Source organism: Bacillus sp. SRI_025, from assembly GCF_057592095.1.
In genome coordinates, this window is record NZ_JBYEGB010000002.1 from 492,882 (window position 1) to 514,426 (window position 21,545).

A 21,545-nucleotide genomic window follows, 5' to 3' on the forward strand; every position below is an offset into this window, starting at 1 on the left:
CATTGTTAAAGATTGGTTCACATGTATCCATGAGCGGAAAACATATGCTTCTTGCAGCGAGTGAAGAAGCTGCCTCTTATGGTTCGAATACGTTTATGATTTATACAGGTGCACCGCAAAATACGCGCCGCAAAAAAATCGAAGACCTCAATATTGAAGCTGGACAAGCGCATATGAAAGAGCACGGCATGACAGATATCGTCGTCCATGCTCCGTATATTATCAATATTGGAAACACAGTGAATCCCGCGACATTTGAGCTTGGCGTAGATTTCCTGCGCTCTGAGATCGAGCGTACGGAAGCGCTAGGTGCAAGGCAAATTGTTCTTCACCCAGGTGCGCATGTTGGAGCAGGGGCAGAAGCAGGGATTCAAAAAATCATTGAAGGCTTAAACGAAGTCATTGTGAAAGGTCAAGAGGTTCAAATTGCACTTGAAACAATGGCAGGAAAAGGATCAGAGTGCGGAAGAAGCTTTGAAGAGCTTGCCCAAATTATCGACGGCGTGACACATAACGAAGCTCTTTCTGTCTGCTTTGATACGTGTCACACGCACGATGCTGGTTACCCGATTGTGAGTGACTTTGATGGTGTATTAGAAGAATTTGACCGAATCGTCGGTATTGACCGAATCAAAGTTCTTCATATTAATGACAGTAAAAACGTACAAGGCGCAAGAAAAGACCGACATGAAAATATCGGTTTTGGTGAAATTGGTTTCGATGCACTGAACTATATTGTGCATCATCCGCAGCTTCAAGATGTGCCAAAAATTCTAGAAACGCCTTATGTAGGTGAAGATAAAAAGAACAAAAAACCACCTTACAAATTCGAAATTGCGATGCTGAAAGAAAAGCAATTTGATGAAGGCTTACTAGACAAAATTACAGGTCAATAAAAAAGGATATAAACATGTTGAGGTGCCGCTAAATGCGGCCCTTTTTTGCTTAACTTGTAAACTGGTTAAACAAATCATTCACAGTCTGTGCTGTCTGTTTAGAAGTAATCGCTTCCACTTGCTTAAGAAGCCGGTTACGCTCTGAATCATTAAAAATATTGATATTTTTCCCGTTCATGAGTTTGGCAACCTCAGCTGCTTGATGTGACGTTAAACTGACGCCATACTGTTTCGCATACCTTAACAGATCATTTGCTGTGATCTGATTGAGCCGCTGCAGGACAATTTTTTGGATTAAAATCAATTCCATTCCTCCCCTCTGTAACAATGTATGGGCGAAAACGGAAAATGTGCAAAAAATTTTATTTTATTCTGTGAAATGATAAAATAGTAAAGTGAATAAAATGTTCATTGAAAATTTAACATGTGTAGAAGGGAGAACGTATGGCAAATAGTAAACAGCATAGAAAGGAATCAGTGCCTCATTTTATTTTGAGAATTTTTCTGATTCTAGTAGGGGCTGCATGTGCAGCAGTAAGCATTGAATTATTTTTAGTGCCAAACAATATTATTGATGGGGGCATCATCGGCATTTCGCTTATTTTGGATTATCTCTTTACAGATAACCCGTTTATAAATTTTGCGACGATTGTTGTCATTTTAAATATTCCATTTATGATATCAGGATACAAGCATATTGGGAAAACCTTTCTGGTTTCCACTGTGATTGGGATTGTCAGCTTAGCCGTGATCGAATCTTCACTTCATCATGTGGAGGCATTTACAACACAGCCGATCTTAGCCACTGTATTTGGCGGGCTATTACTTGGATTTGGTGTTGGACTTGTCATCCGTAATGGAGGCTCAATGGATGGAACAGAGATTTTAGGAATTCTTTTGACGAAAAAAATCCCTTTCTCCGTCGGTGAGTTTGTTATGATCGTCAATGTGTTCATTTTTATTTGGGCGGGCTTTGTTTTCGGACCAGAGCAGGCTATGTATTCTGTCATGACATATTATTTGGCAATGAAAACAATTGATGCTGTCATTCAAGGGCTTGATGAAACAAAAGCTGTCATTATCGTATCAGATTATTATGATGAAATTTCAGATGCGATTCTGCATCGACTCGGCAGGGGAACGACAAAGCTGAGAGGAAAAGGCGGCTATACAGATGAAGAAAAAGATGTCATCTACGCCGTTGTCACAAGGCTTGAAATTACAAAGCTGAAATCCATCGTATTTGAAATTGATGACCAAGCATTTATCACGATTATGGATACGCATGAAACAAAAGGCGGTAAGTTCAAAACAGCCATTCATTAGCTTTTATTTTACTTTTTTATCTTTCTTTTATATAATGAAATGTATGTATGGACAGAGAAAATGGCAAAAGCCATTTTCTTTTTGTTGTATAAATCGTAATCATTCTTTTTATATTGATTAAAGGTGGAAAGATTCATGGCAAAGCCAATCATTGAAATGAAGGACATTTCGTACTCATATGGACAGCGAAATGTCATTGATCACATTCATTTAACAGTAGAGGAAGGAAACTTTCTAGCACTTGTTGGACCGAATGGTTCTGGTAAAACAACCTTATTAAAATGCCTGCTTGGGCTCATTAAACCGCAGCAAGGGGAATTAAAGCTATTTGGCACGCCTGTTTCAAAATTTAGAGACTGGGATCAAATTGGATTTGTTTCTCAAAAGGCGAATAGCTTCAATACGGGTTTCCCTGCTTCTGTATATGAGGTCGTCGCAAGCGGATTGACCGCGAAAATTGGTTTATTCAAACGAATGAGCAAGCAGGATAAATGGCAAGTTGAAGATGCCATACGCTCAGTTGGCATACAAGATTTAAAGCACCAAAACATCGGTGAGCTTTCAGGTGGTCAGCAGCAGCGTGCATTTATTGCCCGTGCGCTTGTCAGTCAGCCAAAGCTGCTCATTTTGGATGAGCCCACAGTTGGGGTAGACCAGCGGACAGTAGAAGGCTTTTATCAGCTGCTCGAAACATTGAACAAAGAAAAAGGAATGTCTTTAATTCTCGTCACACACGACGTTGGCACCGTTTCCGATAAAGTCACCCATGTGGCTTGTTTAAATCAGACACTGCATTTCCACGGGGATGCGGAAGCGTTTGATTCAATGGATGATCAGGCGCTATCCCAATTTTACGGGCATGACATTCAAGTGATTCATCACGACCATCACCATCATGGGGGACATGAATAATGCTATTTCCATTTTTTCATTATGAATTTTTACAAAATGCGTTTATCGCAGGGTTACTGATCGGTTTTATTGCGCCCTTACTTGGTGTATTTATTGTCGTCAGAAGGCTCTCGCTTATTGCAGATGCCCTCAGCCACGTATCACTTGCCGGTATTGCCGCAAGTCTATTTCTTGATAAAAAGTTTGGCCTTTTGACAGGGGTAAGCCCGCTGTACTTAGGGATGGCTTTTTCTGTTGCTGGTTCATTGTTTATTGAACGCCTGCGCTCCGTGTATAAGCATTATCAGGAGCTTGCCATTCCCATTATTTTATCAGGGGGAATTGGGATCTCCGTCATCTTCATTTCACTAGCGAATGGCTTTAATACAGATTTGTTTAGTTATTTATTCGGAAGTGTCAGTGCGGTGTCAAGACTCGATCTTTGGATTATTGTAGGGATCTCACTCGTTGTTGTGTTAGTTGTTGTGCTTTTATATAAAGAATTATTTTTGCTTTCTTTTGATGAAGAGCATGCAAAGGCTTCTGGTATTTCAGCAAAATGGATTCATTTTATTTTTATCTTAGTCGTTGCACTTGTCATTGCGGCATCGATGCGTATCGTTGGTACCCTGCTTGTGTCGGCGCTCATGACGCTTCCTGTTGCGGCAAGTATCCGCATTGCCAAAGGATTTAAACAGGCGATTTTCCTTTCGATCTTGTTTGGTGAATTGTCGGTATTAGCCGGATTGATTTTAAGCTATTATCTTGATTTAGCGCCAGGCGGAACCATTGTGATGCTGTCTATTTTGATTTTAATCGGGTGTATTAGTATTGGGAAATTCAGAAGGGGGAATCAACATGAACGTACAAGAAGCGCTTGATTTATTAAAGGAAAAAGGCTACAAATATACAAGCAAACGTGAAGATATGCTTCAATTGTTTTCTGATTCTGATAAATACTTGACTGCTAAAAATGTGCTGACGGCACTAAGTGAAGATTACCCGGGTCTTAGCTTTGATACAATTTATCGAAACTTGTCACTATATGAAGACCTTGGAATATTAGAAACAACGGAATTGTCAGGGGAGAAACTATTCCGTTTCAAATGTTCATTTTCCCATCATCACCATCACTTTATTTGTCTTACATGCGGGAAAACAAAAGAAATCGATGCCTGTCCTATGGACAAGCTTGACGCCGATCTAGAGGATTATCATATTAGCGGACATAAATTTGAAATATACGGAACGTGTCCTTCCTGCGAACCGAAGGAAGTTCACTCGTGAAAAAAAGCCAGCCATGGAGCTGGCTTTTTTGTTTTGTCTTTTGAAAACGTTTTACAAAGGGTGGCTGTTTCATTAAAATGAGATCAAGGTAATATAACGTGCAATTTGAGTCTTTTGGAGTAAAGGGAGGGGTCAAAAGTGGCATATTACGTCGTGTTTGATGTAGGCGGGACGAGAACGAAACATGGATTAATGGATCAGGATGGAAAGCTAATCACTAGCGGTGACTATCAGACGAACTGCCGGCAGCTTGAACTGTTTTTAGAAGCAATGGCGGATGTGGTCAGGGAATATCAAAGGATGCAGGATGTCAGGGGTATCGCCATCAGTCTTCCGGGCTTTGTGGACAGTGAATCAGGTTATACAGAATTTGCAGGCGCCATCATCGCCTTAAATGGTCAAAATGTAAAAACACTTTTAGAAGAGAAAACATCTCTTCGTGTAGAAGTGGAAAATGATGCAAACTGTGCAGCTCTCGCAGAAAAATATAGCGGCCATGCGAAAGAGTGTGACAGCTTTATTTGTATGACACTTGGCACAGGTGTTGGCGGTGGTATTTTCGCTGGTGGTCAGCTTGTGCGCGGGGCTTCCTTTCGCGGCGGTGAATTTGGCATGATGCTGACAGAAACAGACAATGGACAATTTACAACACTCAACAGCAGCGCTTCAACGGCTGGACTCATTCGCAGCTATAAAGAAAAGCAAGGAATTCCGCAAAGTACACAAATAGACGGCCAAGACATTTTTGAAAAGGCGAAGCACGATCCGTCCATTGAAAAACTGGTGGATCAGTGGTACAAGCGAATCGCCATTGGCATTTACAATGTCGCAACCGTCCTCAATCCAGAAAAAATTCTCATTGGCGGCGGCGTGAGCGCAAGACCAGATTTACTATCAAGTATTGAGAAACACCTACATACACTGCCTGCGTGGAAGAACATTCAGGTGAAGCTGGAAACGTGTTATTACTTGAATCAGGCAGGCATGAAGGGAGCGTTGTACCATTTCCTCATGAAAGAAGGGCAGCTTGCTCCATCGAAAAAGCCGATACATTAAATGTATCGGCTTTTCTACCTTAATAAGCAGCTTGCAGACTTTGTTCATATTGTTTGATCCATTGATACGCTTCGTGCCAGTTGTTTACGCGAATAATTCTGTCGTCAATTGGCATCTGGTTATAAGGGGAGTTAAAAAGTATAACCGGGATGTCTGCCTCTTTTGCAATCATTGTGGCATTGCCGTGATGGTCTTCAAAAAATACATCAATCTTGTGCTTTTGAACGGCTTCCAGCTTATGATGACCGCCAACCAGCTCAATGTCATCATAATGCACGTCATGTTCTTGAAACCACTTGTAGGTGATATCTGAATGCTGCTGCCTTCTTGCTGTAATATAAATCAATTTGTGCTGCTGCTTCATTTGCTCGAGGATTTCTTTAGCACCCTCAGCAGGCTTTGCCTGTTTATAAATAAGAGGCTCATGCTCATTCATCCAGCCCCAAAATTCTTCTTGAGAAATCTTTAAAAGCTTCGTCAAATCATATTCTGTCATATCATCTAGTGTCATGGCACATTGGAACGACTCGTTTAAATAGGGAACAAAGGTGTCCTGCGCCGTCACTGTACCATCAATATCAATTCCTAAACGTAACATGCCCACACTCCTCATTTTTATACTCTTAAAGTGTAACATAATCATTTCACAATTCCAGCAAGTTTTAGCAAACATGAAACAGACATTTTTGCTCATACTAAAAAAGCTTCTTTCTATTAACCAAAAGGGGGAATTGATCATGGAAAGAGACGAGGATTTCAGAAGAAATGATCGTGAAATCGACACACACTTTAGTAATGATGATGGCTATTTAGAGGAAACAGCTGCTGAAATTGCAGAGCCATATCAAGCATCAAGAGATCGAGAAGATAGACGAGGACGTGACCATGCAGGTGACGATTCGGGCAGTAAGGGGATAGGCTATACAGCACTCGCGATTGCGATTATCTCATTATTTGTCTTGCCGGTGCTATTAGGGGTAGCGGCAATCGTCGTTGGTTATATTGCAAGAAGAAAAGGAGCACATGCGCTTGGCGCGTGGTCAATCGGGATCGGAATTGTTTCCGTCATCCTAGGCATATTTATCACCCCGTTCTTTTAACAAGGACAGAAAAACGCCTGACAATGACGTCAGGCGTTTTTTGTTATGCATTCGCTTGTTTTTCTTTTTCAGCTTCCATTTTCGCATAATGTTCTTCAGCGATTTTATCGATTTCTTTTTTCAGTTCTTCGACCATTGTTTCTTCCGGTACTTTACGAACAATTTCACCTTTACGGAACAATAAGCCTTCGCCTCTAGCACCTGCGATGCCGATATCTGCTTCACGCGCTTCACCTGGACCATTTACAGCGCAGCCGAGGACTGCTACTTTAATCGGAGCTTTGATTTTAGAAATATATTCTTCGACTTCATTTGCAATGCTGATAAGGTCAATTTCAATTCGTCCACAGGTTGGGCAGGAGATTAGTGTTGCTGCATTTGATGCAAGACCAAATGATTTCAACAATTCACGTGCTACTTTTACTTCTTCAACTGGGTCAGCACTTAATGAGATACGGAGTGTATTCCCAATCCCCATATTCAAAATAGCGCCAAGTCCAGCTGCACTTTTGACTGTACCTGCAAATAACGTACCTGATTCTGTAATCCCAAGATGAAGAGGATAATCAAAGGCTTTAGCCGCTTTTTCGTATGCCTCAATTGCAAGGTTTACATCAGATGCTTTCATACTGACGATGATGTCATGAAAGTCTAGGTCTTCTAGAATTTTAATGTGATGCAGTGCACTTTCGACCATACCATCTGCAGTTGGGTAGCCGTATTTATCAAGAATCTTTTTCTCTAATGAACCAGCGTTTACCCCAATACGAATTGGAATGCCTTTTTCTTTTGCTGCTTTGACAACAGCTTCAACTTTTTCTCTTCTTCCAATGTTTCCTGGATTGATTCGGATTTTGTCTGCGCCTGCTTCAATCGCTTTCAGTGCAAGCTTGTAGTCAAAATGAATATCCACAACAAGCGGGATATTAATTTGTTTTTTAATGTCCGCAATTGCATTTGCTGCACGCTCATCTGGACATGCGACACGCACGATTTGACAGCCTGCCTCTTCTAAACGTTTAATTTCAGCGACTGTCGCTTCGACATCATGTGTTTTGGTTGTTGCCATACTTTGAATGACAACCTCATTATTTCCACCTATAGTTAAAGGTCCCACTTTGACGGGACGCGTTTTAGTACGATGTGTGACTTCACTCACTTGTCAATCGCTCCTTAGTGTACAAGCAATTCTTTGCCGTGTACGTCGTGTTTTACAGTTCATATTGTAACAGTCTCTTCGTATGAATGACAAGGAATTAACGTTTTATCTCTTATAGACAGGAAACTTATATGTACTGCCTGCTCTGATTTCGTTCGCTTTCACACCTTGATTCAGCTCCTCGAAATCTTTAATGACATCATCAAGTGGCTTGCTTGTATGTACGATGGAGAGGACCGTTTCACCTTGTTTTACCGTAACGTTCTTATATGTCTTTTTCTCAGCTGTTTGAAGGGCACTTGCTGGAACGGCTGGGTTTTCCTCAACAGGAATGGTTCCATTTTTTAAATCAAAAAAGATAATAAAGAGGACAAACAAACTGATTAGTAAAAAAAGAATTCGCCGCATTTTACTCACCGCTTTTAAGAGTTTACTTCAGTCTATGCATATCCTGAAATGATAGAACCAAAAAGAGGAGAAAAGCTGGAAAGGATGGTTCTAGTTAGTTCTAGTATGTCTTGTAATAAAACTGCTTGGGTCGTTGGTGTAAATAGGAGAGCAATCTCATATGACGATTATGATAAAATAAGAAAGGGGGAGATTTTATGAAGAAAGTTAGTCAGCATATATATGTGAGAACACTAACAGAAAATGATGCAGAATCACTGTTAACATTAGAGCTTGAGAATCGCTCATATTTTCAGGAATTTACACCTTTGATCAAAGATGATTTCTTCACGTTACCTCGTCAAATTGAACGAATTCAGCGGAGTAGGCAAAGAAGAGAACAAGATGAATCATACATGCATGGTATCTTCTTAAATGAAACAGGTGCCTTAATTGGGACGATCTCTTTAAGTTCTGTCGTAAGAGGTCCGATAGAAGGAGCTTGGCTCGGGTATGTACTCGATCAAAGGCAGGGTGGAAAAGGATATATGACAGAAGCCATTCGTTTAATCATTGACTATGCCTTTTTTGAGTTGAATCTCCACCGGATTGAGGCTGGAGTAAAGCCGAGTAACAAGGGTTCCATTCGTGTACTTGAAAAGACAGGTTTTGAAAATGAGGGACTAAATCGTAAAAAAGTAAAGATTAATGGCGTGTGGGAGGATCATTATTTATTTGCGATCATCCATCCAGATGAGTCCTAGCGTATGAACATACATAAAAAGCTCCTCCGAGACGGGGGAGCTTTCATTGTGTAGACAAATCCTTGTTGGATGGATCATTTGCTTTTTTTTGCAGGTATTTCTTTTACAACAAGATATAAAAAGATAAAGTTAATGACCCAATTCAATAAAAATGAGTTTGCAACAGTTGTGTTTAATGCACTCATGATGGCGAAAAAGACCGTGGTTAATGTGAGTGAATAAGCGGAGAGCTTCCAAAGCATTTGGAAAGACAGCTCTTTTTGCTGCATTCGTTTAATAAATGTACCAAGCATTGCAAGGAATGTTGCGCTAATAAACATGAGCGCCGCAGTTGATAAATATAGCAGTACACAGATGACAGGGATAATAATCGCTTGGTTCTGATTTGTGACGCGAGCAAGTTCGTCTTTTGTCAGCGTTCCGCCTAGGAGCTGGTATGGAATATCTGTCATTTGCCCATCAATCGCAATCACTGCTTTTTCCTTTAATAAAGCAATGGCTGTTTGCTTTGATTCAAGTTCACTTGCTTTTATTTTTTCAGCAGGATCAAAGATGATCGTAATGCCGTTTTCTTCTTTTTCTATTGGTGCACTTTGATCCGCTTGAAGCTTTCCTTTTTCAATTGAAAAGTCGGGTAAATCTTTTTTGATCACGTGCTGAAATCCTGACATCGCATTCGAGATCTCCTGGCTCATATGATATCCCTGAGGAACTGCTGCGATAATTGAGAGGATAAAAATGAATAAAATCGCTTTACCGATTCCTGTAAATCTTGCTTTGGCAATATCTTTTGGTGAATAAATTCCTTTTAACAATAGATTAAATACGTTCAATACCTATTCACTTCCTACATTCTTTTCTATTTCTCATATTGTATCAATGTCTATCCATCAAGTACAAGTATGGCCTCATCACTGGTTAAGATAGAAGGAATGAGGCATAATGTATACAGCATATAAAAAGGAGGCGGCAGGGTCTTGGACGTGCTTTATTGGATACTGATTGGCTGTGCATTTATCATTGCGTTTGTTGGACTGGTTTATCCAATTATTCCGAGTGTGGTCTTTATGGTACTCGGATTTATTCTATATGGCTTCTTCTTTAGTTTCGAGCCGCTTACACTGACGTTCTGGCTCATTCAAGCGATGTTTACTGCCGTCTTATTTGCGGCGGATTATGTTTCAAATCTTATAGGGGTCAAGCGCTTTGGCGGCAGCAAGGCAGCTATTTGGGGAAGCACCATTGGGTTATTAGCTGGTCCTTTTGTGATCCCCATTGCAGGAATTATTATTGGTCCATTTCTCGGGAGTGTCATTGCAGAGCTCCTTGTTCATCAAAAAGATTTGAAGACGAGTGTGAAAGTCGGATTAGGCTCATTAATTGGATTTGTATCAGGTGTTTTTGCAAAAGGATTGATTCAAGCGTTGATGCTGGGCATCTTTTTATTTTATGTCCTTCGCTAAGTTGAAAAAGGGTGTTTAAAACTTTATCTAAAGGGCTAAATACAAAATAAACACTGAAATGTTTCAGAACATGAGCAATAACGTTGAAACAAGCTGTTTCTTTTGATACTCTTTGAGTAGGGTGAATTGCTGACTTACAAAGGAAGCATTTCAGTACATACATTTTAAGGAGGAAATTAACCATGGCTTTTAAACTTCCAGAATTACCATATGCTTACGATGCATTAGAACCACATATCGACAAGGAAACAATGACGATTCACCACACAAAACACCACAACACATATGTAACAAACTTAAACAAAGCAATCGAAGGTGTATCAGCTCTTGAAGATCAATCAATTGAAGAGCTAGTGGCTAACTTAAACTCAGTGCCTGAAAACATTCGTACAGCTGTACGTAACAATGGCGGAGGACATGCAAACCACTCATTATTCTGGACGCTTCTTTCACCAAACGGTGGCGGCGCACCAACTGGTGAACTTGCAGATGCAATCGAAAAAGAATTAGGCGGATTTGAAAAATTCAAATCTGATTTCGCTGCAGCAGCTGCAGGACGCTTTGGTTCTGGTTGGGCATGGCTTGTTGTGAACAACGGAAAACTTGAAATCACAAGCACGCCAAACCAAGATTCTCCTTTAACTGAAGGAAAAACGCCAATTCTAGGACTAGACGTTTGGGAGCATGCTTACTACCTAAACTACCAAAACCGTCGTCCTGATTACATTTCAGCATTCTGGAATGTTGTGAACTGGGATGAAGTAGCTCGCCTTTACAGCGAAGCAAAATAATGATTTGATTCTAAAAGACCTGCTTTCAAGAGAAGCAGGTCTTTTTATATTTTCCCTCCTTTTTTTACATATCTGCCTTTTGATGAGACAGACTATTGTGTAGAAAAGGAGAATGAATTGTATGAGCAGATTAAAGAAAATGTTCGGGGACATGGATGTTACAAGAGATTTATTGCTCCTCCTCACGATTGGCGGGTTATACGCACTTGCCATTGCGCTTTCAAATACGTTTGTAAATGTGTACTTATGGAAACAGTCTGGGAAATTCACAGATCTTGCGATTTATAACTTGGCCATTGTGGTGCTTCAGCCCATTACGTTTTTATTCGCTGGCCGGCTCGCTAAAAAAATAGACCGGGCGTTTGTCCTTCGTTTCGGTGTCATCTTTTTAGCCGCTTTTTATTTGATTGTTTTAATGGCAGGAGAACAAGCGGCCGCACGGCTTGTTTTATTGGGAAGTGTCCTTGGGATCGGCTATGGTTTTTACTGGCTTGCTTTTAACGTACTCACCTTTGAGATCACCGAGCCTGAAACAAGAGACTTCTTTAATGGGTTTCTTGGGGTGCTTTCCTCAACTGCTGGCATGATCGGTCCTCTCATTGCGGGGATTGTCATTTCTCAGTTAACGGATGATACAGGCTACACAGTCATTTTCACGTTATCGCTTTTTTTGTTTTCATTAGCGGTTGTGATGAGCTTTTTCCTCAAAAGAAGACAGTCAAAAGGCAAATTTATCATCAAACAAATTTGGAAAGAACGCCATGCAGACGAGAACTGGCGTAGGATTACATCAGCACACTTTTTTCAAGGGCTTCGTGAAGGGGTCTTTGTCTTCTTAATCAGTGTCTTCGTGTTTATTGCAACAAACAGTGAGCTTGCTCTCGGGACGTTTGGTTTAGTGAATTCAGGTGTTGCGTTTTTTGCTTATTTCTTCGCTACACGTTTGATTAAGAAAAAGTGGCGGAAGAAGGCGATTATGCTTGGCGGGCTGATTTTATACGGCGCCCTGTTTTTAATCGTTTTCCACTTGTCCTATGTTTCACTTCTGATGTATGCGGTAGCCATTGCGATAGGATATCCGCTCCTGCTTGTTCCTTATGTATCCTTAACATATGATGTCATCGGCCATGCAAGGTATGCCAGAAAGGCCAGAATTGAATATATTGTGGTCAGAGAGCTATTTTTAAATGCCGGCCGTATTAGTTCGATTATTTTGTTCCTGCTGTCTGTCACCTTACTAGGTGATGAGCTCGGAATCCCAGCATCTCTTGTTGTGCTCGGGGCGGGACATACCCTCATTTATTATTTTGTAAAAGATATTCATTTAAAAGAAAAAACAGCTGATATGAAAGAGGCTGACGGTCAAAAGCCAGTTTCTCACACGAACCTTATTAAGGGAGAAAGGTAAAATTTCTTACCAATGGAACATCAAATTTCTAGATAAATGATAAAAAAACCGCTAAAATGATGATGGTACCTTTTAAATACAAAAAGGGGTGCCATTTCTTTCTTGATAGAAAAGGTGATGTGATGAGAAACAAGAAAAACAAAAAAGACGCGAAGGAAGGGCGCAAAACACTTCCGATCCGGCTGAATTTATTATTTTTAGCTGCGTTTATTATTTTTACCGGTGTTGTCGTTAGACTCGGGTTTGTGCAAATTGTCAATGGAGAAGATTATAAAAAGCAGGCAGAGAAACAAGAGGATGTGAATGTCAGCTCATCTGCTCCGCGCGGAAAAATTTACGATCGAAACTACAATACGATTGTCAGCAATAAAGCGCTAAATGCCATTACATATACGAGAACCTCGACGACTTCACAAGAAGAGCGGCTCAAAGTGGCATCAAAATTAGCGGATATGATTCATGTGAGTACGAAAAAAATCACAGATCGTGACAAAAAAGATTTCTGGATCTTAACGCATCCGAATGAAGCGAAAAAGCTTGTTCAAAAGGAATCAGAATTAAAGGGTGACGATAAGGTCTCTGATGATAAACTATATGAGCTTCAGCTAAAACGCATCACAGACAAGGAATTAAATCAACTGACGAAAAAAGATTTACAAGTGCTTGCCATTAAAAGGCAGATGGATGGAGGCTATGCACTGACGCCTCAATTTATTAAAAATGAAGATGTAAAGCCGAGCGAAATTGCTTACGTCTCTGAGCATTTGGACGAGCTGCCAGGTGTTGATGTAACGACAGACTGGTCACGCAGCTATCCGTATAAAGGACTGCTCCGCAGTATGCTTGGCAGTGTGTCTTCGAGTGATGAAGGTCTTCCGCAGTCACTTCTTGAGCATTATCTATCACTCGGCTACAGCCGAAATGACCGTGTAGGAAAAAGCTATCTTGAATATCAATATGAAGATGTCCTGCAGGGCCAAAAGGAAAAAGAACAGAGTACAACTGATAAACAGGGCAATGTCACAAGCTCTAAAGTGTTAACAGAAGGTAAGAGCGGGAAAGACCTTGTGCTGACAATTGACATTCAGCTGCAAAAAGCGGTTGAAAAAATTATTGAAAAGAACTTGAGAAGTGCGAAACAAAGAGGGGGAACTGAGCTTCTTGATCGCGCATTTGTTGTCATGATGGACCCGAGAAATGGAGAGGTTCTCTCTGTTGCGGGTAAGCAAATTTCAAACAAAAACGGAAAATACAAGTTCGATGACTACTCATTAGGAACGATGACATCCTCATATGCGATGGGATCAGCTGTAAAAGGGGCAACGGTACTGACCGGATATAAAACAGGCGCTATTCATATTGGAAGTACCCAGTATGATGAACCTCTCTATATCGCTCAGTCACCGCCAAAGAAATCCTATCAAAATATGGGACTCATTAATGATTTAACAGCACTAGAGCGTTCATCTAACGTGTATATGTTCAAAACAGCGATCGCCATTGGGAAAAGCGAATATCGTAAGAATCAGCCGCTCCCAATTGATCCGAAAGCATTTGATACGTTCCGCTACAATTTCAGTAAATTTGGCCTTGGCGTCAAAACTGGTATTGACCTGCCAAACGAGGCAACGGGCTACAGAGGAACGTCTACACAATCGGGTCTCTTACTTGACTATGCGATTGGACAGTATGATACGTTTACACCGCTGCAAATGGCGCAATACGTTTCAACCATTGCAAATGGCGGGTATCGTTTACGTCCGCAGCTTGTCAAAGAAGTGAGAGAGCCAGATCCGCAGCGCGGCATTGGAGCTGTGACAGAATCCGTCAAACCGGATGTATTGAATAAGCTAGACATGACAAGTGATGAAATCAAGCGTGTCCAGCAAGGCTTCAAGCTTGTCATGCAGAACCCAAGAGGGACAGCCTATTCAAACTTTGGCAACAAAAAGTATAATCCAGCTGGCAAAACAGGAACCGCTCAATCATTCTATGACGGTCCAATTAAAAGCAAGCGCGGTACACCGACGTATAACACAACTCTTGTAGCATACGCGCCTGCTGATAATCCAGAAGTGGCTATTTCCGTTGTCGTCCCGTGGGTGTATCAAGACTACAACCAGCGCTATCCAATTACAAATGATATTGGTGAACAAGTATTAGACAAGTACTTTGAACTGAAATCAAAACAGGAAAGCAATGATACACAGGCGAAAAACAAAAACAAAATTGAAAATGAAGCAGAAACAAATAACTAGACCTTTCATAGGTAAAAACGCTCACTTTTTGTGGGCGTTTTTTTACGTTTTCTTCAAAAATCCCGATATAAATTGACAAAATTCATAAAAAACGCCGCAATTTCTCTACAAAACTTCGACATTTACAAAACCTTAACATTCCATTTAAACGAAATTAATAAAGAACCTTTAATGTATTACTCGTAGGACAAATTATTCAGGGGGTATTCTTGAAATGAAAAAGAACAAATTATGGCTGCTTACTTTCCTTACTATCGCATTGTTAGCATTCGTCACTGCATGCGGAAACAGCAGCTCAAGCGGAGATTCAAAAGACAGTAAAGGAAATGCTTCAAACAAAGATGAGGCATCAGGTTCCATTACCATCTCAGGATCATCTGCGATGCAGCCTTTAGTTCTTGCGGCAGCAGAAAAATTCATGGATAAACATCCAAAAGCCGATATTCAAGTACAAGCCGGCGGTTCAGGAACAGGACTTTCTCAAGTTTCAGAAGGATCTGTACAAATTGGTAACTCAGATGTATTCGCTGAAGAGAAAGACGGAATCGACGCAAAAGCTTTAAAAGACCACAAAGTAGCAGTTGTTGGAATGGCCGCAGCTGTAAACCCTGAAGTGGGTGTCAAAGACATCACAAAGGACGAATTGAAAAAAATCTTCACTGGTAAAATCAAAAACTGGAAAGAGCTTGGCGGGAAAGACCAAAAAATCACACTTGTAAACAGACCTGATTCTTCAGGAACTCGTGCAACATTTGTGAAATATGCACTTGATGGTGCAACACCTGCAGAAGGAATCACAGAAGATTCTTCAAACACAGTGAAAAAACTGATTGCAGAAACACCAGGTGCGATTGGATACCTAGCATTCTCTTATTTAACAGATGACAAAATTACACCGCTTAGCATTGATGGTGTGAAACCAGAAGAAAGCAATGTAGAAAGCGGTAAATATACAATTTGGGCATACGAGCACTCTTATACAAAAGGTGAGCCGGAAGGTCTAGCAAAACAATTCTTAGATTACCTTATGAGTGACGAAGTACAAAAAGAAATCGTTAAAGACCAAGGCTACATCTCAGTCTCTAATATGAAAGTAGAAAGAGACGCAGCAGGCAAACAATCAGATAAGTAAGAGGTCTTGAATTGCTGATGAAGGAAAAGTGGAGCATTTCACTTTTCCTTTTATGACATTCATAGGAGTGTAGAAAAAGATGAAGCAGATAGAACATACAGAAGCGAGCGATCGGCTGATCAGCTCGAAGAAAAATAGGCAAATGGATGAAGTAAGAGGAAGTATTTTGGTAAGATTCTGCGCATTCTTAATGATTGCAGTATCCATCGCCATCACCATCTTCCTTGGCATTAAGGGTTTACAATCTTTCATCGTAAATGGTGTAAGCCCAATTGAGTTCTTAACCAGTATCAATTGGAACCCAACAGCAGAAAACCCGGAGTACGGCGCATTTCCTTTTATCTTTGGATCGATCGCCGTCACACTTCTATCGGCACTCATTGCAGCGCCGCTAGGCATCGCAGGAGCGATCTTTATGACAGAAATTGCACCTGCATGGGGCCGGAAAATTCTCCAGCCGGTCATTGAATTGCTTGTAGGGATTCCATCCGTTGTTTACGGATTCATAGGTCTTACAGTATTGGTGCCGTTTATCGGACATTTCAAGTCAAGCGGCTCAGGGCATAGCGTGTTAGCAGGAACGATTGTCCTGTCTATTATGATTCTGCCAACCGTTACATCTATTGCAACTGATGCAATGGCTTCCCTTCCAAAAAGCTTGCGTGAGGGATCGTATGCACTTGGCGCAACAAGGTGGCAAACGATTAGACGTGTGCTTGTACCAGCAGCTCTTCCAACATTAATGACAGCGGTCGTTCTTGGGATGGCAAGAGCATTTGGAGAAGCCCTTGCCGTTCAAATGGTCATTGGAAACACACGTAATTTACCAGAGAGCATTATGGATACAGCTGGTACATTAACAACCATTATTACGTTAAACATGGGTCACACAACGTATGGAAGTGTTGAAAACAATACACTTTGGTCAATGGGGCTTGTCCTTCTAGTTGTATCGTTTATGTTCATACTCATTATCAGATACTTGTCGTCTAGGAGGAAGATTTAATGAATAGCAAAATGACCGATCGTTTTGCCACGATTGTTTTTGGATTATGTGCCGCCATTATTACGGCGATCCTAGTTGGTTTGTTTTCTTATATCATTTTCAACGGTGCAAAAGAATTAAACTTTGACTTTTTGACAACCCGCTCAAGTGCAATTGGCTCTGGCGGCGGCATCAGGGATCAGCTGTTTAACTCGTTTTACATTTTGTTTATTACAATGCTGATCACAGTACCACTTGGTGTCGGCGGCGGAGTGTACATGGCTGAATATGCGCCTCAAAACAAAGTCACTGATTTTATTCGCACATGTATTGAAGTGCTGTCTTCACTTCCTTCCATTGTCATTGGTATGTTTGGTTTACTTATGTTTGTCAATTTAACAGGCTGGGGCTATACAATCATCGGAGGAGCTCTTGCGCTCACGGTGTTTAACCTGCCAGTGATGGTCAGGGTGACAGAAGACGCGCTTCGCTCTGTACCGAAGGATCAAAAGGAAGCATCACTAGCGCTCGGTGTAACGAAATGGCATACAGTGAAGACGGTCCTGATTCCAGGTGCGATTCCTTCTATTATTACCGGTGCGATTTTAGCATCAGGAAGAGTTTTCGGGGAGGCAGCAGCGCTTCTTTTCACAGCAGGCCTCACCACACCGCGTCTTGATTTTACAAACTGGAGTCCATTTTCTGATACGTCACCGCTGAATATTTTTAGACCGGCAGAAACATTAGCCGTTCATATATGGAACGTCAATACACAAGGAATCATTCCAGATGCAGAGGCCATTGCAAATGGTGCATCAGCCGTACTTGTGCTTTCAGTTTTAGTATTCAACTTAGCAGCTAGATGGCTTGGTTCATTTATTCATAAGAAGCTTACGTCAAAATAATGTGAGAAAGGTGTGAAGGGGATATGGTTCAAATGCTAGCAGAAAAAAAAGAGATTGCAGCAAAAAAGGCTCCACTTCAAGCAGAACAGATTTTACAGGTACAGGATTTAAGCATTTATTATAGGGAAAAAAGAGCGGTCAATCACATTTCATTTGAAATTGAGAAGAACGCAATTACCGCATTAATCGGCCCATCTGGCTGCGGGAAATCAACCTTTTTACGCAGCATTAACCGTATGAACGACTTGATCCCAGGTGCGAGAAGTGAAGGGGCGATCATGTACGAAGGGCTCAATATTTTGGATGACCGCATTAATGTGGTGAATTTACGAAGAGAAATCGGCATGGTTTTCCAAAAACCAAACCCATTTCCTAAATCGATCTACAATAACATTACCCATGCATTAAAGTATGCGGGAGAAAAAAGAAAATCAGTGCTTGATGATGCGGTAGAGGAAAGCTTAACAAAAGCGGCGCTTTGGGATGAGGTCAAAGATCGTCTGCACCGCTCAGCTTTGTCATTATCCGGCGGTCAGCAGCAGCGCCTTTGTATTGCCCGTACTCTTGCGATGAAGCCTAGCGTTCTTTTATTAGATGAACCTGCTTCTGCCCTAGACCCGATCTCAAATGCAAAAATTGAAGAGCTATTATCAGATTTGAAAAATGATTATTCGATCGTCATTGTGACTCACAACATGCAGCAAGCGTTACGTGTATCTGATCATACGGCCTTTTTCCTAAACGGTGATCTAGTAGAATATGATGCCACTGAACGTATCTTTACACGTCCTGCGCAGCAAAAAACAGAAGACTATATCAATGGTCGATTTGGATAAGGCGGGTGGATTTTGATGAATGCAGTAGCAACTGAAACAGCAAAAAAAGAAGTGTTTCGTGTGAATGATATGAACCTTTGGTACGGACAGCATCACGCACTGAAGCATATTGATTTAGACATAAGAGAGCATGAAGTCACAGCAATTATCGGTCCGTCCGGCTGCGGAAAGTCAACGTTTATCAAGACCTTAAATCTCATGGTCAAAACAGTGCCAGGTGTGAAAATCACCGGGGATATGATGTATAACGGTGACAATATTTTAAAAGGCCGTGTCGATCTAGTGGAACTACGTAAAAATGTCGGGATGGTCTTTCAAAAAGGGAACCCATTCCCTCAATCTATCTTTGATAATGTCGTCTATGGGCCAAGAATTCACGGGGTGAAGAGCAAGCAGCAATTAAAAGAAATCGCTGAAAAAGCGCTTCGTGATGTTGCCCTTTGGGATGAAGTGAAAGATCGCTTAAGTGCGCCTGCATTAGGTCTTTCCGGCGGTCAGCAGCAGCGTCTTTGTATCGCAAGAGCCATTGCTACAAGCCCAGATATCTTATTAATGGATGAACCAACATCAGCGCTTGATCCTGTCTCAACATTAAAGATTGAAGAATTGATTATGAAATTAAAAGAGAAATATACGATTGCCATTGTGACGCATAACATGCAGCAAGCGGCCAGGGTATCAGATAGAACAGCCTTCTTCTTAATGGGGGAGCTTGTTGAGATCAATGATACGAATGTGATGTTCTCTGAGCCAAATGATCAAAGAACAAATGATTATATATCTGGTCGATTTGGATAACAAAAACCCCTGGAGGTCAGCGCCGCCAGGGGTTTTTATCGTTATTTTGTTAAGGCTTTGACGATTTGTTTGAACGTCATCCCTGTTTTTAAATTGAACTTGCCTGCACGAATTTCTTTATGGTAGCCGGCGTCAATCACGTAATCATTAAAATCTTTAGACGAGTTGATGATTCCGTCCTTTTCAAGCATGTCTGAAACATCACTTGTGCTCATCCCGTTTTTAATAACGAATTTGACCGATTTGCCTTTAGGCTTGTCTGATGTTTGTTTATCATTTTTAGAATCGCCGTCTTCATTTGCTTTCAGTGCTTTTTCTTTATAATCAAGAAGCTGCTGATATGTTTCACGGCTGACGGAGACTTCTTTTTTAGAGTCTAAATAGTTTTTCACGTCAGTGTCTGTTACTTTCGCTGCGAGCGTTTCTTTTGTGGTCGTATCAGCCGTCGCTTCATCTTTTCCAGTGAGGAAAAAAACGATTGCCAGAACACCAGTTGCAAGAATCATACCTGCCGCAAACGTTTGGATGCTTTTTTTCGTCATACAAGCACCTTCTCGTTGTCTTTAATGATCATGTTGACTTCATCTACAGATACATGCTCAGCGCGCGCAATGGCCTCAGGAGACATGCCATTTTGATGCTTTGAAATGATTTGTCTTGCGATAGATGGATCAATTTCTGAATGTTTGCGGACGACGATGTTTGTTTCAAGCAATTCTTCTTCAAGAACCTTCATTTTCTTTTTCAGTTTATAGATTTCTTGCATTGCAGATAGTTGAAGTGTTTCAAGTTCCTGCTCGACTTCTTTAATCGGCTCTCTTTGAAAATATGAGAATGCGATCAGTACGATACTGACAACAAGCAATCCGATAATTGCAATTTCCATGTTTCATCACCTTTTATTCGTATTTTAATGCTGAAAACCATAAAAGGCTTTCATGATTGTTTCAGACAGTTTTCGACCCTTCTTTTTTATACCATAAAAAAGCTAGTTTCAAAAGGAATTGCTGAAAAAATCACCTTTTTTTCATCTTTTTTCTTTTTATATGAAAAACGAGTATGAAAATCTTGCTCGCTGTCAAAATAAAAGAGGGTTTCTCATGTATACAGTACGACAAAGATTGACGTTTTATAGGGGAGCAGGCCATTTTTCATGAAATGACCGTACGATATAGATCAGAACTCAGACGGATTGCACTGAAATTGAAATTGGTGAAAAAACATTCTAGCATTCCTAAGCTAGAAGTGGTATTATAGTTAGGTCTGAATGTGAATTGATTTTAGTTTGGAGGGAAAAACATGCGCGTAAATATTACTCTAGCTTGCACTGAATGCGGTGAGCGTAACTATATTACTAAAAAGAATAAGCGAAACAATCCAGATCGCGTTGAATTCAAAAAGTATTGCTCACGTGATAAAAAACAAACTTTACATCGTGAAACAAAGTAAGCAGCAGGGAATTTTCCTGCTGTTTTTTTATGATGGGAGATGATCTGTGTGAAAAAGGAACTCCGCCTTCAAACATTAGCCAAGCTGGATCAGATGAGTGCTGAGGAATTCGAGCGAAGCACCGCTTTACTTCATGAGCACTTGTTTCAGCTGCCAGCATGGAAACAAGCAAATACGATTGCCCTCACCATGTCTAGAGGAAAAGAGGTACCAACAATGCCTCTCATTGAAAAAGCATGGCAGGAGGGGAAAACAGTATGTGTACCCACCTGTTTTCCGGAAACAAAAGAGATGACGTTTTATGAATATACACCAGAAACGAAGATGATATCCCGCTACTTTGGGCTATTGGAGCCCGACCCTATGGCGTCGGCCGCTGCATCTAAAAAATCAATCGATTTGATCATTGTGCCTGGGGTGTGCTTTGATCGACAAGGCTACCGTATCGGATATGGGGGCGGCTATTATGACCGCTACTTAGCTGATTATCACGGTGAAACCCTTGCCCTTTGTTTGACTGTACAGCAAACCGAGCAAATTCCGGCTGAAACGCACGACATCCCGGTCTCCATCATGGTCAGTGAGAAAGGTACCATATATCCAAAATAAAGTCCGCTGCTTATACGTATGAACGGGCTTTTTGTGTTGAGCGAA

26 protein-coding genes are annotated in these 21,545 nt (G+C 41.0%); 19 read left to right on the plus strand and 7 right to left on the minus strand.

Annotation, left to right across the window (positions count from 1 at the left end; genetic code table 11):
* Window positions 1-2 precede the first annotated feature (2 nt).
* Window positions 3-896 carry a deoxyribonuclease IV gene (locus AC20OE_RS07430; protein ID WP_039180018.1) on the plus strand — a complete coding sequence of 298 codons (894 nt, stop codon included), beginning with the start codon at window positions 3-5 and terminating at the stop codon, window positions 894-896.
* A 49-nt stretch (window positions 897-945) separates the two neighbouring features.
* Here the strand turns inward: AC20OE_RS07430 and AC20OE_RS07435 are convergent, their stop codons facing one another.
* Window positions 946-1,200, minus strand: coding sequence for a DUF2624 domain-containing protein (locus AC20OE_RS07435; RefSeq protein ID WP_024423008.1), 255 nt, complete (start codon window positions 1,198-1,200; stop codon window positions 946-948).
* 140 nt (window positions 1,201-1,340) lie between these two features.
* On the opposite strand from AC20OE_RS07435, the gene AC20OE_RS07440 reads away from it, so the two are divergent.
* The 5 genes from AC20OE_RS07440 (at window position 1,341) to AC20OE_RS07460 (ending at window position 5,456) form a co-directional block, all read left to right on the plus strand.
* On the plus strand, window positions 1,341-2,222 hold the full coding sequence (locus AC20OE_RS07440) for a YitT family protein (protein ID WP_047202313.1): 882 nt from the start codon (window positions 1,341-1,343) through the stop codon (window positions 2,220-2,222).
* Between the two features lie 135 nt (window positions 2,223-2,357).
* Complete coding sequence (locus AC20OE_RS07445) at window positions 2,358-3,134, plus strand: metal ABC transporter ATP-binding protein (RefSeq protein WP_024423006.1); 777 nt, start codon at window positions 2,358-2,360, stop codon at window positions 3,132-3,134.
* The gene (locus tag AC20OE_RS07450; protein ID WP_024423005.1) at window positions 3,134-3,994 is read left to right on the plus strand and encodes a metal ABC transporter permease; all 861 of its coding nucleotides are present in this window, start codon (window positions 3,134-3,136) and stop codon (window positions 3,992-3,994) included. Before AC20OE_RS07445 ends, AC20OE_RS07450 begins: the two co-directional genes overlap by 1 nt.
* Window positions 3,972-4,400, plus strand: a complete 429-nt coding sequence (gene zur / locus AC20OE_RS07455; RefSeq protein ID WP_003217433.1) for a zinc uptake transcriptional repressor Zur — start codon at window positions 3,972-3,974, stop codon at window positions 4,398-4,400. The genes AC20OE_RS07450 and zur overlap by 23 nt, the downstream gene beginning before the upstream one ends.
* A 138-nt stretch (window positions 4,401-4,538) precedes the next feature.
* Window positions 4,539-5,456, plus strand: coding sequence for an ROK family protein (locus AC20OE_RS07460; RefSeq protein WP_487268777.1), 918 nt, complete (start codon window positions 4,539-4,541; stop codon window positions 5,454-5,456).
* A 19-nt stretch (window positions 5,457-5,475) separates the two neighbouring features.
* Here the strand turns inward: AC20OE_RS07460 and AC20OE_RS07465 are convergent, their stop codons facing one another.
* Window positions 5,476-6,054 (minus strand): 5' nucleotidase, NT5C type, encoded by a 579-nt coding sequence (locus tag AC20OE_RS07465; protein ID WP_487268778.1) that lies wholly within the window; start codon window positions 6,052-6,054, stop codon window positions 5,476-5,478.
* Between the two features lie 139 nt (window positions 6,055-6,193).
* Between AC20OE_RS07465 and AC20OE_RS07470 the strand changes: the two genes are divergently transcribed.
* Complete coding sequence (locus AC20OE_RS07470) at window positions 6,194-6,556, plus strand: DUF308 domain-containing protein (RefSeq protein ID WP_039180010.1); 363 nt, start codon at window positions 6,194-6,196, stop codon at window positions 6,554-6,556.
* Window positions 6,557-6,599: 43 nt separating this feature from the next.
* Here AC20OE_RS07470 and ispG read toward each other — a convergent pair whose 3' ends face one another.
* Both ispG and AC20OE_RS07480 read right to left on the minus strand, forming a co-directional pair.
* Window positions 6,600-7,715: a flavodoxin-dependent (E)-4-hydroxy-3-methylbut-2-enyl-diphosphate synthase gene (ispG, locus tag AC20OE_RS07475; protein ID WP_024423001.1), complete on the minus strand. Its 1,116-nt coding sequence runs from the start codon at window positions 7,713-7,715 to the stop codon at window positions 6,600-6,602.
* Window positions 7,716-7,820: 105 nt separating this feature from the next.
* Window positions 7,821-8,123 carry a hypothetical protein gene (locus tag AC20OE_RS07480; RefSeq protein ID WP_039180007.1) on the minus strand — a complete coding sequence of 101 codons (303 nt, stop codon included), beginning with the start codon at window positions 8,121-8,123 and terminating at the stop codon, window positions 7,821-7,823.
* A gap of 197 nt (window positions 8,124-8,320) precedes the next feature.
* Here AC20OE_RS07480 and AC20OE_RS07485 point away from each other — a divergent pair, with 197 nt between their 5' ends.
* Complete coding sequence (locus tag AC20OE_RS07485) at window positions 8,321-8,866, plus strand: GNAT family N-acetyltransferase (RefSeq protein ID WP_099663445.1); 546 nt, start codon at window positions 8,321-8,323, stop codon at window positions 8,864-8,866.
* A 74-nt stretch (window positions 8,867-8,940) separates the two neighbouring features.
* Here the strand turns inward: AC20OE_RS07485 and AC20OE_RS07490 are convergent, their stop codons facing one another.
* Window positions 8,941-9,699 carry a DUF1189 domain-containing protein gene (locus AC20OE_RS07490; RefSeq protein ID WP_099663444.1) on the minus strand — a complete coding sequence of 253 codons (759 nt, stop codon included), beginning with the start codon at window positions 9,697-9,699 and terminating at the stop codon, window positions 8,941-8,943.
* Between the two features lie 144 nt (window positions 9,700-9,843).
* On the opposite strand from AC20OE_RS07490, the gene AC20OE_RS07495 reads away from it, so the two are divergent.
* From AC20OE_RS07495 to pstB (AC20OE_RS07535), 9 genes are all read left to right on the plus strand, one after another.
* Complete coding sequence (locus tag AC20OE_RS07495) at window positions 9,844-10,329, plus strand: DUF456 domain-containing protein (RefSeq protein WP_039180001.1); 486 nt, start codon at window positions 9,844-9,846, stop codon at window positions 10,327-10,329.
* Between the two features lie 182 nt (window positions 10,330-10,511).
* Entirely contained in the window at window positions 10,512-11,120 is a 609-nt protein-coding gene (gene sodA / locus AC20OE_RS07500) for a superoxide dismutase SodA (RefSeq protein ID WP_007501264.1), read from the plus strand.
* Window positions 11,121-11,241: 121 nt separating this feature from the next.
* On the plus strand, window positions 11,242-12,528 hold the full coding sequence (locus tag AC20OE_RS07505; protein ID WP_039179998.1) for an MFS transporter: 1,287 nt from the start codon (window positions 11,242-11,244) through the stop codon (window positions 12,526-12,528).
* Between the two features lie 122 nt (window positions 12,529-12,650).
* On the plus strand, window positions 12,651-14,786 hold the full coding sequence (locus AC20OE_RS07510) for a peptidoglycan D,D-transpeptidase FtsI family protein (protein ID WP_081124582.1): 2,136 nt from the start codon (window positions 12,651-12,653) through the stop codon (window positions 14,784-14,786).
* A 214-nt stretch (window positions 14,787-15,000) separates the two neighbouring features.
* The gene (locus tag AC20OE_RS07515; protein ID WP_047202306.1) at window positions 15,001-15,918 is read left to right on the plus strand and encodes a phosphate ABC transporter substrate-binding protein; all 918 of its coding nucleotides are present in this window, start codon (window positions 15,001-15,003) and stop codon (window positions 15,916-15,918) included.
* A gap of 79 nt (window positions 15,919-15,997) precedes the next feature.
* Window positions 15,998-16,924, plus strand: a complete 927-nt coding sequence (pstC, locus tag AC20OE_RS07520; protein WP_047202305.1) for a phosphate ABC transporter permease subunit PstC — start codon at window positions 15,998-16,000, stop codon at window positions 16,922-16,924.
* A complete protein-coding gene (gene pstA / locus AC20OE_RS07525; RefSeq protein WP_039179988.1) occupies window positions 16,924-17,808 on the plus strand; it encodes a phosphate ABC transporter permease PstA in 885 nt (294 codons plus the stop codon). The genes pstC and pstA overlap by 1 nt, the downstream gene beginning before the upstream one ends.
* 23 nt (window positions 17,809-17,831) lie before the next feature.
* Window positions 17,832-18,644 (plus strand): phosphate ABC transporter ATP-binding protein PstB, encoded by an 813-nt coding sequence (pstB, locus tag AC20OE_RS07530; RefSeq protein WP_099663443.1) that lies wholly within the window; start codon window positions 17,832-17,834, stop codon window positions 18,642-18,644.
* Between the two features lie 15 nt (window positions 18,645-18,659).
* The gene (gene pstB, locus AC20OE_RS07535; protein ID WP_039179987.1) at window positions 18,660-19,442 is read left to right on the plus strand and encodes a phosphate ABC transporter ATP-binding protein PstB; all 783 of its coding nucleotides are present in this window, start codon (window positions 18,660-18,662) and stop codon (window positions 19,440-19,442) included.
* Between the two features lie 41 nt (window positions 19,443-19,483).
* Here pstB (AC20OE_RS07535) and AC20OE_RS07540 read toward each other — a convergent pair whose 3' ends face one another.
* Window positions 19,484-19,984 carry an endolytic transglycosylase MltG gene (locus AC20OE_RS07540; protein ID WP_039179985.1) on the minus strand — a complete coding sequence of 167 codons (501 nt, stop codon included), beginning with the start codon at window positions 19,982-19,984 and terminating at the stop codon, window positions 19,484-19,486.
* A complete protein-coding gene (locus AC20OE_RS07545; protein ID WP_024422989.1) occupies window positions 19,981-20,328 on the minus strand; it encodes a hypothetical protein in 348 nt (115 codons plus the stop codon). Before AC20OE_RS07545 ends, AC20OE_RS07540 begins: the two co-directional genes overlap by 4 nt.
* A 413-nt stretch (window positions 20,329-20,741) precedes the next feature.
* Here AC20OE_RS07545 and rpmG point away from each other — a divergent pair, with 413 nt between their 5' ends.
* Entirely contained in the window at window positions 20,742-20,891 is a 150-nt protein-coding gene (rpmG, locus tag AC20OE_RS07550) for a 50S ribosomal protein L33 (protein WP_008360061.1), read from the plus strand.
* Between the two features lie 48 nt (window positions 20,892-20,939).
* A complete protein-coding gene (locus tag AC20OE_RS07555) occupies window positions 20,940-21,500 on the plus strand; it encodes a 5-formyltetrahydrofolate cyclo-ligase (RefSeq protein WP_099663442.1) in 561 nt (186 codons plus the stop codon).
* The last annotated feature ends 45 nt before the right edge of the window (window positions 21,501-21,545 follow it).

Bases quoted from the DNA above. Each gene is read 5' to 3' on its own strand.
- pstB (WP_039179987.1), top strand. From the start codon at position 18,660: ATGAATGCAGTAGCAACTGAAACAGCAAAAAAAGAAGTGTTTCGTGTG.
- AC20OE_RS07480 (WP_039180007.1), bottom strand. From the start codon at position 8,123: ATGCGGCGAATTCTTTTTTTACTAATCAGTTTGTTTGTCCTCTTTATT.
- AC20OE_RS07470 (WP_039180010.1), top strand. From the start codon at position 6,194: ATGGAAAGAGACGAGGATTTCAGAAGAAATGATCGTGAAATCGACACA.
- AC20OE_RS07510 (WP_081124582.1), top strand. From the start codon at position 12,651: ATGAGAAACAAGAAAAACAAAAAAGACGCGAAGGAAGGGCGCAAAACA.
- pstC (WP_047202305.1), top strand. From the start codon at position 15,998: ATGAAGCAGATAGAACATACAGAAGCGAGCGATCGGCTGATCAGCTCG.
- pstA (WP_039179988.1), top strand. From the start codon at position 16,924: ATGAATAGCAAAATGACCGATCGTTTTGCCACGATTGTTTTTGGATTA.
- AC20OE_RS07440 (WP_047202313.1), top strand. From the start codon at position 1,341: ATGGCAAATAGTAAACAGCATAGAAAGGAATCAGTGCCTCATTTTATT.
- AC20OE_RS07465 (WP_487268778.1), bottom strand. From the start codon at position 6,054: ATGTTACGTTTAGGAATTGATATTGATGGTACAGTGACGGCGCAGGAC.
- AC20OE_RS07545 (WP_024422989.1), bottom strand. From the start codon at position 20,328: ATGGAAATTGCAATTATCGGATTGCTTGTTGTCAGTATCGTACTGATC.
- AC20OE_RS07445 (WP_024423006.1), top strand. From the start codon at position 2,358: ATGGCAAAGCCAATCATTGAAATGAAGGACATTTCGTACTCATATGGA.
- AC20OE_RS07485 (WP_099663445.1), top strand. From the start codon at position 8,321: ATGAAGAAAGTTAGTCAGCATATATATGTGAGAACACTAACAGAAAAT.
- AC20OE_RS07540 (WP_039179985.1), bottom strand. From the start codon at position 19,984: ATGACGAAAAAAAGCATCCAAACGTTTGCGGCAGGTATGATTCTTGCA.
- AC20OE_RS07515 (WP_047202306.1), top strand. From the start codon at position 15,001: ATGAAAAAGAACAAATTATGGCTGCTTACTTTCCTTACTATCGCATTG.
- AC20OE_RS07450 (WP_024423005.1), top strand. From the start codon at position 3,134: ATGCTATTTCCATTTTTTCATTATGAATTTTTACAAAATGCGTTTATC.
- AC20OE_RS07505 (WP_039179998.1), top strand. From the start codon at position 11,242: ATGAGCAGATTAAAGAAAATGTTCGGGGACATGGATGTTACAAGAGAT.
- rpmG (WP_008360061.1), top strand. From the start codon at position 20,742: ATGCGCGTAAATATTACTCTAGCTTGCACTGAATGCGGTGAGCGTAAC.
- pstB (WP_099663443.1), top strand. From the start codon at position 17,832: ATGGTTCAAATGCTAGCAGAAAAAAAAGAGATTGCAGCAAAAAAGGCT.
- zur (WP_003217433.1), top strand. From the start codon at position 3,972: ATGAACGTACAAGAAGCGCTTGATTTATTAAAGGAAAAAGGCTACAAA.
- sodA (WP_007501264.1), top strand. From the start codon at position 10,512: ATGGCTTTTAAACTTCCAGAATTACCATATGCTTACGATGCATTAGAA.